Annotated in this window: 15 protein-coding genes and 2 pseudogenes; 6 read left to right on the plus strand and 11 right to left on the minus strand. The window is 66.1% G+C overall.

Features of this window, described 5'->3' with window-relative positions:
- A partial coding sequence (locus AWC08_RS25895) for a PPE domain-containing protein (RefSeq protein WP_142283818.1) occupies positions 1-152 on the minus strand: 152 nt, incomplete at its 3' end.
- 109 nt (positions 153-261) lie between these two features.
- Positions 262-1,692 carry a glycine--tRNA ligase gene (locus AWC08_RS25900; RefSeq protein WP_172835292.1) on the minus strand — a complete coding sequence of 477 codons (1,431 nt, stop codon included), beginning with the start codon at positions 1,690-1,692 and terminating at the stop codon, positions 262-264.
- A 175-nt stretch (positions 1,693-1,867) separates the two neighbouring features.
- On the opposite strand from AWC08_RS25900, the gene AWC08_RS25905 reads away from it, so the two are divergent.
- Positions 1,868-2,257, plus strand: coding sequence for an ArsR/SmtB family transcription factor (locus AWC08_RS25905; protein WP_065137518.1), 390 nt, complete (start codon positions 1,868-1,870; stop codon positions 2,255-2,257).
- Complete coding sequence (locus tag AWC08_RS25910) at positions 2,254-2,652, plus strand: Fur family transcriptional regulator (RefSeq protein WP_065137517.1); 399 nt, start codon at positions 2,254-2,256, stop codon at positions 2,650-2,652. The genes AWC08_RS25905 and AWC08_RS25910 overlap by 4 nt, the downstream gene beginning before the upstream one ends.
- A 41-nt stretch (positions 2,653-2,693) precedes the next feature.
- Here AWC08_RS25910 and AWC08_RS25915 read toward each other — a convergent pair whose 3' ends face one another.
- Genes AWC08_RS25915 through recO form a run of 3 tightly spaced genes read right to left on the minus strand, consistent with a single transcriptional unit; the run spans position 2,694 to position 4,781 of the window.
- The gene (locus tag AWC08_RS25915) at positions 2,694-3,092 is read right to left on the minus strand and encodes a hypothetical protein (RefSeq protein WP_065137516.1); all 399 of its coding nucleotides are present in this window, start codon (positions 3,090-3,092) and stop codon (positions 2,694-2,696) included.
- Entirely contained in the window at positions 3,092-3,982 is an 891-nt protein-coding gene (locus tag AWC08_RS25920; protein ID WP_069435551.1) for a decaprenyl diphosphate synthase, read from the minus strand. The genes AWC08_RS25915 and AWC08_RS25920 overlap by 1 nt, the downstream gene beginning before the upstream one ends.
- Entirely contained in the window at positions 3,975-4,781 is an 807-nt protein-coding gene (gene recO, locus AWC08_RS25925) for a DNA repair protein RecO (RefSeq protein WP_069435552.1), read from the minus strand. Before recO ends, AWC08_RS25920 begins: the two co-directional genes overlap by 8 nt.
- Before the next feature lie 167 nt (positions 4,782-4,948).
- Between recO and AWC08_RS25930 the strand changes: the two genes are divergently transcribed.
- From AWC08_RS25930 to AWC08_RS25940, 3 genes are all read left to right on the plus strand, one after another.
- On the plus strand, positions 4,949-6,460 hold the full coding sequence (locus tag AWC08_RS25930) for an amidase (RefSeq protein WP_069435484.1): 1,512 nt from the start codon (positions 4,949-4,951) through the stop codon (positions 6,458-6,460).
- A gap of 42 nt (positions 6,461-6,502) precedes the next feature.
- Entirely contained in the window at positions 6,503-8,152 is a 1,650-nt protein-coding gene (locus AWC08_RS25935; protein WP_065137513.1) for a RecQ family ATP-dependent DNA helicase, read from the plus strand.
- Between the two features lie 148 nt (positions 8,153-8,300).
- Positions 8,301-10,283 (plus strand): PE domain-containing protein, encoded by a 1,983-nt coding sequence (locus tag AWC08_RS25940; protein WP_069435483.1) that lies wholly within the window; start codon positions 8,301-8,303, stop codon positions 10,281-10,283.
- Here AWC08_RS25940 and AWC08_RS25945 read toward each other — a convergent pair.
- Positions 10,280-10,507: pseudogene (locus tag AWC08_RS25945) on the minus strand (helix-turn-helix domain-containing protein); the annotation flags it as partial. The gene AWC08_RS25940 and the pseudogene AWC08_RS25945 overlap by 4 nt on opposite strands.
- Before the next feature lie 40 nt (positions 10,508-10,547).
- Between AWC08_RS25945 and AWC08_RS25950 the strand changes: the two are divergent.
- Positions 10,548-10,757, plus strand: a pseudogene (locus AWC08_RS25950) (hypothetical protein); the annotation flags it as partial.
- Here AWC08_RS25950 and era read toward each other — a convergent pair.
- From era to AWC08_RS25975, 5 genes are all read right to left on the minus strand, one after another.
- On the minus strand, positions 10,754-11,653 hold the full coding sequence (era, locus tag AWC08_RS25955) for a GTPase Era (RefSeq protein WP_065137510.1): 900 nt from the start codon (positions 11,651-11,653) through the stop codon (positions 10,754-10,756). The pseudogene AWC08_RS25950 and the gene era sit on opposite strands and share 4 nt — an antisense overlap.
- A 73-nt stretch (positions 11,654-11,726) precedes the next feature.
- Entirely contained in the window at positions 11,727-13,013 is a 1,287-nt protein-coding gene (locus tag AWC08_RS25960; RefSeq protein WP_065137509.1) for a hemolysin family protein, read from the minus strand.
- Entirely contained in the window at positions 13,010-13,546 is a 537-nt protein-coding gene (gene ybeY / locus AWC08_RS25965) for an rRNA maturation RNase YbeY (protein ID WP_065137508.1), read from the minus strand. The genes AWC08_RS25960 and ybeY overlap by 4 nt, the downstream gene beginning before the upstream one ends.
- 18 nt (positions 13,547-13,564) lie before the next feature.
- A complete protein-coding gene (locus AWC08_RS25970; RefSeq protein ID WP_065137507.1) occupies positions 13,565-14,623 on the minus strand; it encodes a PhoH family protein in 1,059 nt (352 codons plus the stop codon).
- 52 nt (positions 14,624-14,675) lie between these two features.
- Positions 14,676-15,332 carry a TetR/AcrR family transcriptional regulator C-terminal domain-containing protein gene (locus AWC08_RS25975; RefSeq protein ID WP_065137550.1) on the minus strand — a complete coding sequence of 219 codons (657 nt, stop codon included), beginning with the start codon at positions 15,330-15,332 and terminating at the stop codon, positions 14,676-14,678.
- Positions 15,333-15,371 lie beyond the last annotated feature (39 nt).

Consider the following 15,371-nt stretch of genomic DNA (forward strand, 5'->3'; position numbering starts at 1 on the left):
GCCCGCGACCTGGCCGCCGAGTTGCGCAAATCCTGGAACATCGACTTCGACAACCCCGACCACGCCGCCGCCGCCCCCACCATCGGCGCAGACCCAGCACCGGAAAACATCCGCACCGAATTGACCTCAGGCGGCAACACCCAGAAACTCATCCCAAACGCCCTTCTTCCGACGGGTTATTCTCAACCCTCGATCGGGGCGTTACCGAGATCGACACGACTTCGGCGCACCGCAACGCGTTGTACGGCGAGCGGAAACGCCTTAAGCGCCCTTGAGTCGCACGGCCAGATAGTCGGCGACGTGGTCGATCGTCACCCGCTCTTGCGTCATGGCGTCGCGCTCGCGCACCGTGACGGCGTTGTCCTCGAGCGAGTCGAAATCCACCGTCACGCAGTACGGGGTACCGATCTCGTCCTGGCGACGGTAGCGCCGGCCGATGGCTCCGGCGTCGTCGAAGTCGATGTTCCAGGATTTGCGCAACTCGGCGGCCAGGTCGCGGGCCTTCGGGCTCAGGTCGGCGTGGCGGGACAGCGGCAGCACCGCTGCCTTGACCGGCGCCAGTCGGGGATCAAGTCGCAGCACCGTGCGCTTGTCCACGCCGCCCTTGGCGTTGGGCGCCTCGTCCTCGACGTACGCATCGATCAAAAATGCCATGAAGGACCGGGTCAGGCCCGCTGCGGGTTCGATGACATAGGGGGTGTATCGGGTGTCGGTGGCCTGGTCGTAGAACGACAGCTCGGTGCCGGAATGCTTACTGTGCGTTGACAAGTCGAAGTCGGTGCGGTTGGCGACGCCTTCGAGCTCACCCCACGGGTTGCCCTGGAAACCGAACTTGTACTCGATGTCGACGGTGCGATCGGAGTAGTGCGACAACTTTTCTTTGGGGTGCTCGTAGAGGCGCAGGTTCTCCGGGTCGATGCCGAGGTCGATATACCACTGGCGCCGGGTGTCGATCCAGTACTGGTGCCACTCTTTGGCGGTGGACGGCTCCACGAAGAACTCCATCTCCATCTGCTCGAACTCACGGGTGCGGAAGATGAAGTTGCCCGGCGTGATCTCGTTGCGGAAGCTCTTGCCGATCTGCCCGATACCGAACGGCGGTTTCTTGCGGGAAGTCGTCACGACATTGGCGAAGTTGACGAAGATGCCCTGGGCGGTTTCAGGGCGCAGATAGTGCAGCCCCTCCTCGGTCTCGATGGGCCCCAGATAGGTCTTGAGCATCATGTTGAATTCGCGCGGTTCGGTCCACTCGCCCTTGGTTCCGCAGTCGGGGCAGACGATCTCCGACATCGGAACTGAATCGGGATCAATGGCCGGGTCGCCCTTCCCCTTCTTCGCCGCATAGGCCTCCTGCATGTGGTCCTGGCGGTGCCGCTTGTGGCAGTTCAGGCACTCGACCAGAGGGTCATGGAAGACCTCCACGTGGCCCGAGGCCACCCACACTTCGCGAGGCAGGATGATTGAGGAATCGAGGCCGACGACGTCGTCCCGGCCGGTGACGACCGAGCGCCACCACTGCTTCTTGATGTTCTCCTTGAGTTCCACGCCCAGCGGGCCGTAATCCCAGGCCGACTTGGTGCCCCCGTAAATTTCACCCGAGGGGAAGACGAAGCCGCGCCGCTTGGCCAGGTTGACTACGGTTTCGATGACGGACGCCACGGGGGTGTGCGCTCCCTTCGGAGGATTCGGCAGACACGGGCAGCGATGTCCGCTGCCCGCAAATCATCCGTCATGGTAGCGACCGGCGTCCGGTCTTTGACATGCATCATCATGCATGTGACAGTGGAGGGCAGCCGCGCCTCGTGTGGACGGACTCGTCCGTAGCGGCCCGTATGCCCCGAACGTTCGAAAGTGGTGACTCCGCACGGTGACATCGTCGACCCCTACCGCCGCCGATGACGAGCTGGCGGGTCATCACGAGCACGCCGCTGACGGTGTCACGGCGCGCCCGGCGTATCCGACGCCGCCGCCGCGCGAGATCCTGGACGCCGCCGGCGAATTGCTGCGCGCGCTGGCCGCTCCGGTGCGCATCGCGATCGTGTTGCAGCTACGCGAGTCCCAGCGCTGCGTGCACGAACTGGTCGACGCGTTGGGTGTGCCCCAGCCGTTGGTCAGTCAGCATCTGAAGATTCTGAAGGCGGCCGGAGTGGTCTCCGGCGAGCGATCCGGCCGTGAAGTGCTCTACCGGCTTGCCGATCACCACCTCGCGCACATCGTGGTCGACGCGGTGGCCCACGCCGGCGAGGACGACGAATGAGCAACACCAGCGTGCGCTCCACCCGTCAGCGAGCGGCGATTTCCACACTGCTGGAAACGCTCGACGAATTCCGCTCGGCCCAGGAACTGCATGACGAACTGCGCCGTCGTGGCGAGAACATCGGCCTGACCACCGTTTACCGGACGCTGCAGTCGATGGCCGCGGCGGGCATGGTGGACACGCTGCGCACCGACACCGGAGAGTCGGTGTACCGCCGGTGCTCGGAGCACCATCACCACCATCTGGTGTGCCGCAGCTGCGGATCCACCATCGAGGTCGGAGATCACGAGGTCGAGGCCTGGGCGGCCGAGGTGGCCGCCAAGTACGGATATTCCGAGGTTAGTCACACCATCGAGATCTTCGGCACCTGTTCGGACTGCCGCCGAGCCGGCTAGTCGTCTCCGCGAGGGTGAAGCTGGCTTCACGCTGGGCGTGATTAAGTGGTCAGCTCGCCACGTATCCGGGCACCGGTGTCGAGCACAAGCAGGATCAGGGTGCGCAGGGCATCGTCGGTCAGGCCGGCGCCCGGAAAGTTGTAGCGCAGCATCACGTCACCGGTCTTGGCATCCCGAGTGCCCTTTTCCAGCAGGGTCAGCGAGCCGAAGTTCACTTCCCGCGCCTCCCGGGCCACCTGGTCGCGAACCTTCTTGGTCAGCGGCAGATCCCAGACCAGCACCTGTGTCAGCGACATCAGGTCGAGGTCTTCGACGATGCGCACCACGCGCAGAGAAGCGAAGGTGCCGTTGTGCCGGACGGTGAGAGCACCGTCGGACTCGACCTCCACGGACAGTATTTCTCCGAGTATCGACGCCAGCCGATCCAGCAGCGATGTCATCAGGCACTTCCGAACCGGCGGTTGCGTGACGCGTACTCCTCGCAGGCCGCCCACAGATCGCGGCGGTCGTAGTCGGGCCACAGCTTGTCCTGGAAGACGTACTCGGCGTACGCCGCCTGCCAGAGCATGAAATTGCTGGATCGATGCTCGCCCGAGGTCCGCAGGAACAGGTCCACGTCGGGGATGTCGGGCCGCTGCATGTGCCGCGAGATGGTCGCCTCGTTGACGCGCTCCGGGTTCAGCCGACCGGCCGCGGCCTCGGTGGCGATTTTTCGGGCCGCCTCCGCGATCTCCATGCGGCCCCCGTAGTTGACGCAGTAGTTGATGGTGATGACGTCGTTGTTCTTCGTCACCTCCTCCGCGACGGCCAGCTCATTGATGACGCTGCGCCACAGCCGCGGCGCGGAGCCCACCCAGCGGATCTTGACGCCCATCTCGTTGAGGATGTCGCGCCGTCGTCGCACCACGTCGCGGTTGAAGCCCATCAGGAAGCGCACTTCCTCGGCCGACCGCTTCCAGTTCTCCGTGGAGAACGCATAGAGACTGAGCCACTTGATCCCGATTTCGACTGCGCCACAAGCGATGTCGATCACCACCGCCTCGCCCATCTTGTGTCCCTCGGTGCGGCGCAGGCCGCGTTGGGTGGCCCAGCGGCCGTTGCCGTCCATCACTATGGCGACGTGATTGGGCAACTGAGCGGCGGGGATCCGGGGCGCAACTGCCTTGGATGTGTGCTGGGGAGGTCGCCGCGGTCCTCCGCCGGGCGCCGGTGGCAGCTCCGGGAAAACGACGGGCCAGGTCGATGTGTCGGGAAAGGTCGGGTAGTCCGGCGGCGCGGGGGGTAGTTGCGGAAACTCGGTTGATTTCCGACGTTCGGCCTTCTTAGCCACACTCGGTATCCTGCCCGATCAGTCCAGCGCTGGCCTGTTCGCGTTTCACGGACCGTGCATCCGCCTGGTAGACCCGCTCCACCAGAGGCAGCGTCTTGAGTTGCCGCTCCAGGTGCCATTGCAGATGCGCGGCCACCAGTCCGCTGACATAACTGCGGTGCGCCGGCGGCGACTGCTCGGCGGACTCCCAATCGCCGTCGTGCAACGCGGACATCAGATCCAGCACGCCCAACGGCGGCGTGGTGGCTCCCGCCGGACGGCAGTGCGCGCAGACGCTGCCTCCGGCGGCGATGTGGAAGGCGCGATGCGGACCGGGGGTGGCGCAGCGGGCGCACTCGGTCAGTGCCGGTGCCCATCCGGCGGTGCTCATGGCGCGCAGGAGATAGGCGTCCAGCAGCAGATCGCGGGGACGGCGGTCGTCCGCTACCGCCCGCAGCGCACTCACCGTCAGCCGGTGCAGCGCCGGGGCGGGCGCCCGCTCCTCGCCGGCCAGCCGTTCGGCGGTTTCCAGCATCGCGCAACCGCAGGTGTAACGGCCGTAGTCGTTGACGATGTCGGTGGCGAACGCGTCGATCGAGACCACTTGGGTGACGATGTCGAGGTTGCGGCCCGGGTGCAGCTGCGCGTCGATGTGCGCGAACGGCTCCAACCGCGCGCCGAATTTGCTGCGGGTGCGCCGCACCCCCTTGGCCACCGCGCGGACCAGCCCGTGATCGCGGGTCAGCAGGGTGACGATCCGGTCGGCTTCGCCAAGCTTGTGCTGGCGCAGCACAACAGCCCGGTCTCGATACAGCCGCATCATGCTGATCTTAGTGGCGACCCGCTGCGCCCGGCTTCGCCGCGCTGGCGATCGCCACGGATCTTAGTGGCGACCCGCTGCGCCCGGCTTCGCCGCGCTGGCGATCGCCACGAGTTTTGCACCCCACCGCGACATCGCGGGGATCCGCGCCGATAGTCTCGTACCCCGTGGTTGGCGCTTCCGAGTTCGCTGCCGGGGTCGATTCCGGCTCCCGTCACCGGCGCTTGCCCACGCTGACCGACCTGCTCTACCAGCTGGCGACCAGGAAGGTCACCGCCGCCGAGCTGGTCCGCCGTTCGCTGCACGAAATAGATGTGAGCCAGTCCACACTGAACGCGTTCCGGGTGGTGCTCACCGAGTCTGCCCTGGCCGATGCGGCCGCGGCCGACCGCCGCCGCGCCGCCGGCGATACGGCGCCATTGCTGGGCATCCCGATCGCGGTGAAAGACGACGTCGACGTTGCCGGCGTGCCCACGGCATACGGCACCGACGGGTACGTTCCGCCCGCCACAGCCGACAGCGAGGTGGTGCGTCGCCTCAAGGCGGCCGGCGCCGTGATCGTCGGCAAGACCAACACCTGCGAACTGGGCCAGTGGCCGTTCACCAGTGGACCGGGCTTCGGCCACACCCGCAACCCCTGGTCGCGCCGGCACACTCCGGGTGGATCGTCGGGCGGCAGCGCGGCCGCCGTGGCCGCCGGCCTGGTGACCGCGGCGATCGGCTCCGACGGTGCGGGCAGCGTCCGCATCCCGGCCGCATGGACACATCTGGTCGGCATCAAGCCGCAACGCGGTCGCATCTCCACCTGGCCGGAACCCGAGGCTTTCAACGGCATCACCGTCCACGGTGTCCTGGCCCGCACCGTCGCCGACGCGGCTCTGGTGCTGGACGCGGCGTCCGGCAACGTCGAGGGCGACCTGCACAAGCCTCCCCCGCTCACGGCCTCCGACTACGTCGGCATCGCGCCCGGTCCGCTGAAGATCGCCCTGTCATCCGGCATCCCCTACACCTTTTTTCGGGCCAAGCTGCATCCCGAGATTCTGGCCGCCATTCAGAAGGTGGGTGAGCAGCTCGAACTGCTCGGCCACACGGTGGTCAAAGGAAACCCGGACTACGGCGTGCGGCTGTCGTGGGATTTCCTGGCGCGATCGATGGCCGGGCTCTGGGACTGGGGAGAACGACTGGGCGAGAACGTCAACTGGGACCCCCGCACCCTGTCCAACATGCGGACCGGCCACATGTTGTCGCAAGCGACCCTGCGCACCGCGCGCCGCCACGAAGCCGCCGATCGACGTCGCGTCGGGTCGATCTTCAACATCGTGGATGTGGTGTTAGCGCCGACCACTGCCCAACCGCCTCCGTTGGCGCGCTACTTCGACCGGATGAGCGGCATCGCCACCGACCGTGCCGTCATCGCCGCCTGCCCGTACGCCTGGCCGTGGAACGTCCTGGGCTGGCCGTCGATCAACGTGCCGGCGGGTTTCACCTCTGACGGACTGCCCATCGGCGTACAGCTGATGGGCCCGGCCAACAGTGAAGGCATGCTGATTTCGCTGGCCGCCGAGCTGGAGGCGGTCAGCGGGTGGGCATCCAAGCAACCCAAGGTCTGGTGGAACACCGGCAACAGCACGCCGCCGTTGCACAGCGTGCCAACCCCGCGCGATCGAAACCTGCGCTAGCGCATCGGGTTTGGCAGTTGCCCCGCGGGGTAATTGACCGCGGTGAATGGATCGGCGAGCCGGACCCGCGAACTCGATGCGGTTGCCAGCAGTCACTTCGGCTGGGACCAGCTCACCGAGCACCAACGCGAGGGGATGCGAGCCGTTCTGCACGGTCGTGATCTGCTCGCCGTGATGCCGACCGGTTCGGGGAAATCGGCGATCTACCAGGTTCCCTCCTTGCTGACCGGCGGCGCCACCCTGGTGGTCTCGCCGCTGCTGGCGCTGCAGGAGGATCAGATCACCGCCATCGGTGAAAGCGGTGCGGGAAGGGCGGTGGCGATCAACTCCGCGCTGCGAGCCGCGCAGCGCCGCCAGTCGTGGCAGGCCATTGAGAGCGGGAGCGCAGACTTCATTTTCATCTCTCCCGAACAGTTGGCCAATGACGAGGTGGTCGGCCTATTGCGCCGCTCCCGGCTGTCGCTGCTGGTCGTCGATGAGGCGCACTGTGTGTCCGCCTGGGGTCACGACTTCCGCCCCGACTATCGGCGCCTCGCCGACGTGTTTCGTCAACTGGGCGAGTCCATTCCGGTCGCGGCTTTGACGGCGACCGCCTCGGTGGTGGTGCGGCGCGACATCGTGGGGCGGCTGGGACTATGCGAACCCGCCGTCGTCATCGGCGGTTTCGACCGGCCCACCCTCCGCCTGATCGTCGAACGGTATCTCGACGAGGAGAACAAGCGCTCCGCGGTGGTCGACTGGGTGGCGGCATTGCAGGGGCCTGGCCTGCTGTACACCGCCACCCGCAAAGATGCCGAGTCTTACGCGAAAAGTCTGCGCGAGAAGGGCATTGCCGCGGCGTTCTACCATGCGGGCATGTCCGCGGCGCAACGCGAGGAGGTCCACGCCGGTTTTCGCGACGACGTGTATGAGGTGGTGGCGGCGACGTCGGCGTTCGGGATGGGAATCGACAAACCCAACGTCCGGTTCGTCGCTCACGCGTCGATACCAGATTCCCTGGACACTTATTACCAGCAGATCGGCCGCGCCGGCCGAGACGGTGCGCAAGCCCACGCGCTGCTCTTCTACCGACCCGAAGACCTAGGCCTGGCACGCTTTTTCACTGCAGGTCGGCCGGACGAGCAGCTGCTCCGGACGGTATTCGGCGTGTTGGATCCGACCCAGCCCACGAAGCTGAAAGACCTGCGCAACGAACTCTCCGTGCCTGGGCGCAGGTTGACGAGCGCGGTCAACGTCCTTGAAGAGGCCGGCGCCGTGCGCTCCACGCGCAAGGGCTTCGTGCGCACGACGGCATCGGCCGACGCGGCAGTCGCAGCAGCCCTGGAGATGACGGAGCTGCGCGAGCGCGTCGATCTCAGCCGGGTCGAGATGATGCGTGGCTACGCGGAAACCTATTCGTGCCGAAGGATTTCCCTGCTCTCCTACTTCGGCGAGTACCTGGACAACCCCTGCGGCAACTGCGACCGGTGCCTGGCGGCCGAGCGGCTGGATGACGTCAGTACCGAACGGCCGGCATACCGGGTCGGCACCGCCGTCCGCCATTCCCAGTGGGGGCCGGGCATGGTGATCGGTGGCGACCGGGAACGTGTGACCGTGCTCTTCGACGACTTCGGTTACCGCACCTTGTCCCTGGACGCAGTGCGCGATAAGGGCCTGCTGGAGGTCGCAGAAACGGACCCCGCGGCGAGCTGACGGGGCTCCGAAGGCGCGCCGTCCGCCCCCGCGATTCATGTCGTACTCAAATCTTTTATTTCTGTGGGTCAAAGGTCTTGGAAGCGTGCAATTATGGGCCATCGCCCCGTGTGCCGGTGGTTGAAAATCAACGGGTTGGAGGACAACGATGTCGTATCTGATCGCAGCACCGGACGTGTTGACGTTAGCGGCGGCGGAAGCCGCGGGTATCGGCTCGTCGATCAGGTCAGCCAACCTCTCGGCGCTGGCTCCGACCAGCACCGTGATGGCGGCGGCCGCTGACGAGGTATCGACAGCGATTGCGTCGCTGTTCTCCGGCCACGCGCTGGACTACCAGTCGCTCAGCAAGCAGGTAGCGGCCTTCCACGAGCAATTCGTGCTGGCGGTCAATGGCGCAAGCGGGGCGTATGCGGCCGCCGAGGCGGCCAATGCCGGACCGTTGCAGCCGGTCCTCGACCAGGTTCTGGGTGCGATCAATGCGCCGACGAACCTGTTCTTGGGGCGCCCGCTGATCGGCGACGGATACAACGGCACCCCCGGCACCGGGCAGGCCGGTGGCGACGGCGGCATTCTCTGGGGCAACGGCGGCGCGGGTGGCTCGGCCGGGCTGATGGGCGGGACGGGTGGTCGCGGCGGCAACGCCGGCCTGATCGGCAACGGCGGTGTCGGTGGCACCGGTGCCTTCCGAGGAGGAACCGGTGGTGCCGGCGGCGCGGGCGGATTGCTGTGGGGCAATGGTGGAGCCGGCGGCACCGGAGGCTTTGGCGGACTGACGATCCCCGCCGGCACCGGCGGGATCGGCGGCAGGGCCTGGTCCTTCTTCGGCTCGCCTGGCGCGACCGGGCAGACCGGAACCTTGCTGAACGTGGTGACTGCCCAAGAAGCCCAGCTCCTGATGATGGCCTCCCCGGACGTCAACTTCCTGTTGATCGGCACCGACGGCACGAATCTGGCCGCAATCCTGGCCGATCCGGCGGGCACCCCGAACTTCCACGCGTTCATGCAACAAAGCACCACATCCGCGTCCACGATCGTCGGGCACACCAGCGTCTCCAATCCGTCGTGGACGACCATGCAGACCGGGGTGTGGAGCGAGACGGCCGGCGTCGTCAACAATGTCTTCACCCCGTGGACGTACGACAGCTGGCCGACCGTGTACAACCAACTCGAGGCCGCTTACGGCGACAGCATCGACACCACGGTGATCGCCAACTGGCCCATCATCACCGACATCGCCGGCGCGGGCTCGCACCCGGCCGACACCATCACGTTCATCCCGAAGCTCGCGGGTGATACGGATTGGTTGGCGACGCAGGACCTGGTCGGTCAAACGGCCCAGACCGCAATCATCAACGCCGATCCGAATAAGGGCAATTTCGTCTTCTCCTACTTCGTGGGAGTCGACGAGAACGCGCACTCGTACGGCGGTGATTCGCCGCAGTACGCGGCGGCCATCCGGAATATGGACGCCAATCTTGGGGCGCAGGTCGCGGGGCAGCCCCTGGCGACCAGAGGGCTGCTGGGCGCGGTAGCCGATTGGGAGGCCAACCCCATGAACAACGGCGAGGAGTGGTCCACGCTCATCGTCACCGACCATGGTGAGATCGGGCCTAACGAATTCGGCCGCGGTCACGGCTTCCAATCTCCGCGGGAAACCGCGACGTTCCTCATGTGGGACCAGGCCGGCAACAACATGCATGACGGGTGGATCAACAACTCGTGGCAGATCGTCAGCACGACCCCGACGATCATGGATCAATTCCAGATTCCGTCACTGCCGTACATGCAGGGTGCGCCTCTGCAGTCCCCCGTCTTCGACGGCACCTACGTCAACCCCGGCGCCAACCTGTTCAGCGTGCTCAGCGCCGACTTCGCCGCGCAGGGCTACCCCGATCCGATAACCAACTACGTCCTGGACTCGCGCACGGTCGCCGGCACGATCCCGTACCTGGTATTCGAACCGATTCAAGACATCGTCGACTCAGTGCCCAGCTTCTTGCAGCTACCGGTCTCCTGGGTCGGCGCCGGCGTCTACCAGGCGCTGAACATCCCCGCGCAGATCTGGGTCCGGTTCACCGGCGTGACCGGCAACCAGATCATCGCGCCGGACTTGAACCCGTTCTATCCCTAAAAAGCCGCTGCGCCAGCCGCACCCCACTGCTCGCGGAACGTCCTGCGGTAACTCAGTGGGGCAACGCCCGACATGCGGCGGAATTGCTCGCGAAAGTTGGCCGCCGATGCGAAACCAACTCGGCGAGAGATGCTCTCGACGCCTTCGTCGGTCGCTTCGAGTAGTTGCTGGGCGTGGCGGATGCGCACACCGTTGAGCCACTGCATAGGCGTTTGACCGGTCTCACGGGTCGCGCACGCCGTGGAAGAGCTCTTCGAGTACGAGACCGCGACCTACAAGGACGAAACGGTTGCACTGCAGGACATCTCGAGTGTGCTGGAGAAAGACGGCATGCGGTTGACCTGGCGGCAATTGGTGCGCAGGCCGATGCGGCTGAACCTGGATTTCGACGTCCTGCAGGCCGGCGACGTGCTGAATGGAAATTCTCGAGCGGGACGGCTGCCGCGTTCGGCCGTGGCCGGCAGGCGCCGTTAAAACCCAAGGCGGCCAAGCTGTTTGGGGTCGCGCTGCCAGTTCTTGGCGACCTTGACCCGCAAATCCAGATACACCTTCGTGCCGAGCAGTTTCTCGATCTGGTTGCGCGCGGCGGTACCCACCTCGCGCAGCCGGGCACCGCCCTTGCCGATGACGATGCCCTTCTGGCTGTCCCGCTCGACATAGAGCACCGCGTGCACGTCGATCAGGTCGTCACGGTCCTCGCGCGGATTGACCTCGTCGATCACCACCGCCAGGGAATGCGGTAATTCGTCGCGCACGCCCTCAAGGGCAGCCTCGCGGATCAACTCGGCCATCAGGACTTCTTCGGGTTCGTCGGTGAGTTCGCCGTCGGGGTAGTACGCCGGGCCGGGGGGCAACGCCGCAGCCAGCACGTCGATCAGCACGTCGACCTGGGCCCCCGAAACCGCGGAGACCGGCACGATCTCGGCGGCGTGCGGGACCAGTTCGCTGACCGCGACCAGCTGCGCGGCCACCCGGTCTTTGGGCACCTTATCGATCTTGGTCACGATGGCCACCAGGGTGGTCTTCGGAGCGAGGGCGCTGATCTGCTCGACGATCCAGCGGTCGCCGGGTCCGATCGGCTCGTCGGCGGGTATGCACAGCCCGATGACGTCGACCTCGGTGTAGGTGTCCCGGACCAGGTCGTTGAGCCGCTTGCCCAGCAGTGTGCGTGGCCGGTGCAGCCCCGGGGTGTCGACGAGGATGATCTGGAAGTCCTCGCGGTGCACGATCCCGCGGATGGTGTGCCGGGTGGTCTGTGGGCGCATCGAGGTGATGGCCACCTTTGCGCCGACCAGCGCGTTGGTCAGCGTCGACTTGCCGGTGTTCGGCCGGCCGATCAGACATACGAAGCCCGAACGGAATTCACTCACGCCGCACCCCGCGCCGAGCGTGCCCACAGTGCGAAATTCGGCGCGCTTTCTCGCGGTGGGTTAACACTCGGCGTCACTGGATGTCCTCCTCAGATTCCACCGGGCTGAGCAGCACGGTGCCGATCCGCACCCGACCGCGGTGATCACGGCCACCCTCGGCTTGCAGGCGCAGGCCGTGCGAGACCACCTCGGCGCCGGGCAGCGGAACCCGGCCCAGTTCCAGCGCCAACAGCCCACCGACGGTGTCGACGTCGAGATCGTCGTCGAACTCCACCCCGTACAGCTCCCCCAGGTCCTCGATCGGCAGCCGAGCCGACACCCGGAAGTGCTTGTCTCCCAACTCCTCTATCGGTGCGGTCTCGGCTTGGTCGTATTCGTCGGCGATCTCACCGACGATCTCCTCGAGCACATCTTCGATGCTGACCAGACCGGCGATGGCGCCGTACTCGTCGACCAGCAGCGCCATGTGGTTACGGTCGCGCTGCATCTCCCGAAGCAAGGCGTCCAGCGGCTTGGAGTCCGGCACGAATACCGCCGGCCGCATGACCTGCGCCACGCTGCTCCCCCGGCCTCGGTCGGTGGAGTAGAAGATATGCCGCACAAGGTCTTTCAGGTACACCACACCAAGGATGTCGTCGACGTTCTCGCCGATCACCGGGATACGCGAATACCCGCTGCGCACCGCCAGGGCCATCGCCTGACTCGGCGACTTGTCGCCTTCGATCCACACCATCTCGGTCCGCGGCACCATCACCTCGCGGGCCGGGGTGTCGCCGAGTTCGAAGACGGACTCGATCATGCGGCGTTCGTCAGCGGCGACCACGCCACGCTGCTGGGCCAGGTCGACGACCTCGCGCAGTTCGATCTCGGAGGCGAACGGCCCGTTGCGAAAACCGCGTCCGGGCGTGAGCGCGTTACCCAATAGCACCAGCACCCGGCTGATAGGCATCAGCAACCACGAAATAACCTGCAGCGGAAGCGCTGTCGCCAGCGAGATGGAGTACGCATGCTGGCGTCCGAGGGTGCGTGGGCCGACGCCGATGACGACGAAGCTGGTCACCACCATGATGGCCGCCGCGCCCAGCAGCGCCCATTGCAAGCCGAAGTTGTCGTAGAGGAAAACCACCAGCAGCACGGTCGCGGTGATCTCGCAGGTGATGCGCAGCAGCACTACCAGATTGATGTAGCGCGGCCGGTCTGCCATCACCTTGAGCAACGATCTGGCGCCGGGCCGCTCGTCGCGGACCAACTCGTGCACCCGGGCCAGCGACACGGTGCTGATGGCGGCATCCAGAGCAGCGAACAGTCCGCCCAGACCGATCAGCACGATCACGCCGAGCAGCTGATAGAAGCTGGTCACGGCTGGTCGAAAAACCTTGACTTGTCCAGCAGCCGGCGGTCCCGTTCGTTCTGCCGATCGTTGTGGTAGGCCTCGACCTGATCGGCCACCCACTCCTCGAGCAGCTTGTCCTGCAGAGCGAACATCTCCCGCTCTTCGTCCGGCTCGCCGTGGTCGTAGCCGAGCAGATGCAGCACGCCGTGAATGGTCAGCAGCGCCAGTTCATGTCCGAGGCTGTGGCCCGCCGTGGCGGCTTGTTCGGCAGCGAATTCCGGGCACAGCACGATGTCGCCCAGCATGGCCGGACCCGGCTCGGGCGCATCGGGACGACCACCGGGCTCGAGCTCGTCCATGGGAAAGCTCATCACGTCCGTCGGCCCGGGCAGGTCCATCCAGCGCATGTGCAGGTCAGCCATGGCCGCGGTGTCCAGCAGCACCATGGACAGCTCAGCGGCCGGGTTGACGTCCATCCGGTTGATGACGAACTTGGCGACGCTGACCAGTTCGGTCTCGGAGACGTCGATGCCCGACTCGTTGGATACCTCGATACTCATAAGGCGCTCACGCACTCATCATCGACGATTGCGGCTGCCCGATGCCCGTCGAGCCGCCCGGTTCAGGCCGGAGCCCGGCTCCTCGTATCGGGCGTAGGCGTCGACGATCTCCGACACCAGCCGATGGCGCACCACGTCCTGGCTGGTCAGCTCGGCGATCTGGATGTCCTCGATGTCCTCGAGAATGTCGACCGCCGCCCGCAGACCGGACTGCGCTCCCCCGGGCAGGTCGATCTGGGTGACGTCGCCGGTGATCACCATCTTCGAACCGAAGCCCAGCCGCGTCAGGAACATCTTCATCTGCTCGGCAGTGGTGTTCTGCGCCTCATCGAGCACGATAAAGGCGTCATTGAGCGAACGGCCGCGCATGTAGGCCAGCGGGGCCACCTCGATGACCCCCGCCGACATCAGCTTCGGGATCAACTCGGGGTCCATCATGTCGTAGAGCGCGTCGTACAGCGGCCGCAGATAGGGGTCGATCTTCTCGCTCAGCGTGCCCGGCAGGAAGCCAAGGCGCTCACCGGCTTCCACCGCGGGGCGGGTCAGGATGATGCGGGTGACCTGCTTGGTCTGCAGCGCGTGCACGGCCTTGGCCATGGCGAGATACGTCTTGCCGGTACCGGCCGGGCCGATGCCGAACACGATGGTGTTGGCGTCGATCGCATCGACGTAATGCTTCTGGTTGAGCGTCTTCGGGCGGATGGTCTTGCCGCGGCGGGACAAGATGTCCAGGGTGAGCACCTCGGCCGGCGACTCGTTGCCGGTGCCGACGAGCATGGCCACGCTGTGCCGCACCACTTCCGGCGTCAGCGCCTGGCCCCGCGACACGATCGCCACGAGTTCGGACACGGCGCGTTCAGCCAGCGCGACCTCGGCCGGTTCACCGGACAGGCTGACCGTGTTGCCGCGCACATGGAGGTTGGCCTTCAGGGCGCGTTCCAGGGCCCGCAGATTCTCATCGGCCCTACCGAGCAGGCCCACCACGAGGTCGGGCGGAACATCGATGCTGCTGCGAACTTGGGCGTCGGCCGGCCTGGTTACACCAGCATCAGCGGCGCGGGTCTCGCGGGGCGTCAAGGGTTTCTGCTGCCTGCTTTCTGGCGTATGGGGCTTTTGCAAAACGACGGCCTCAGTCTACCGCCGTACGGTGACCGCTTCCCAGCGATTTGATGCCCGCCAGCAAGATCGACAAACCACGCGCGAAATCGGCCGTCGCCGTTGATTCCCGGCTGACCTGCGCCAAAGCGGCGATGTGCGGATGTTCGGCGGCGGCCAGCGCGCCTATCCGCGCCGCCACTGCGTTTTGCTCGCGGTCTCGTCCGGACCCGGCCAGTGGACCGGCCAGTTCGGCCTGCGCGCTGCCCATGACCAGACCGAGCACCGCCCGAAAGCTCGCCAGCAGGTCGACGTCACCGAGTCCGGCGCGGCGCAGTGCGGCGATCAACCGGTCGGCGGCCGCGTAGCTCGAGGCCGACACGGTACGACGGGTGAGCACCAGCGGGACGGCATTGGGATGCCGTCGCACCGTCTCCCACATCGCCACGGCAATCGCACGCACGTCCGCATCCCAATCATCGGACGGCGCAGGGACCTTCACCTCGCTGATGACCGCTTCGGCGACCAAATCCTCGAGTTCGCCGCGATCCTTGACGTAGTTGTAGAGCGTCATCGGGCCGGTGCCCAGAGCGGTCGCCAGAGAACGCATGCTCAGCCCGCCCAGACCGTCCCGGTCGACGATTTTCAGTGCCGCGGTGGCGATGTCGGAAACCGTGAAGCGTGCCCGCACGTCGATGCCCTCCTTCTTGACACGTACATCGTACGTAAG

This window comes from Mycobacterium gordonae, assembly GCF_002101675.1.
GTDB classification, from domain to species: Bacteria; Actinomycetota; Actinomycetes; order Mycobacteriales; family Mycobacteriaceae; genus Mycobacterium; species Mycobacterium gordonae.

Coding starts and splice junctions, on each gene's coding strand:
- recO (WP_069435552.1), bottom strand. CDS start 4,781: ATGCGGCTGTATCGAGACCGGGCTGTTGTGCTGCGCCAGCACAAGCTT.
- AWC08_RS25910 (WP_065137517.1), top strand. CDS start 2,254: ATGAGCAACACCAGCGTGCGCTCCACCCGTCAGCGAGCGGCGATTTCC.
- AWC08_RS25940 (WP_069435483.1), top strand. CDS start 8,301: ATGTCGTATCTGATCGCAGCACCGGACGTGTTGACGTTAGCGGCGGCG.
- ybeY (WP_065137508.1), bottom strand. CDS start 13,546: ATGAGTATCGAGGTATCCAACGAGTCGGGCATCGACGTCTCCGAGACC.
- AWC08_RS25915 (WP_065137516.1), bottom strand. CDS start 3,092: ATGACATCGCTGCTGGATCGGCTGGCGTCGATACTCGGAGAAATACTG.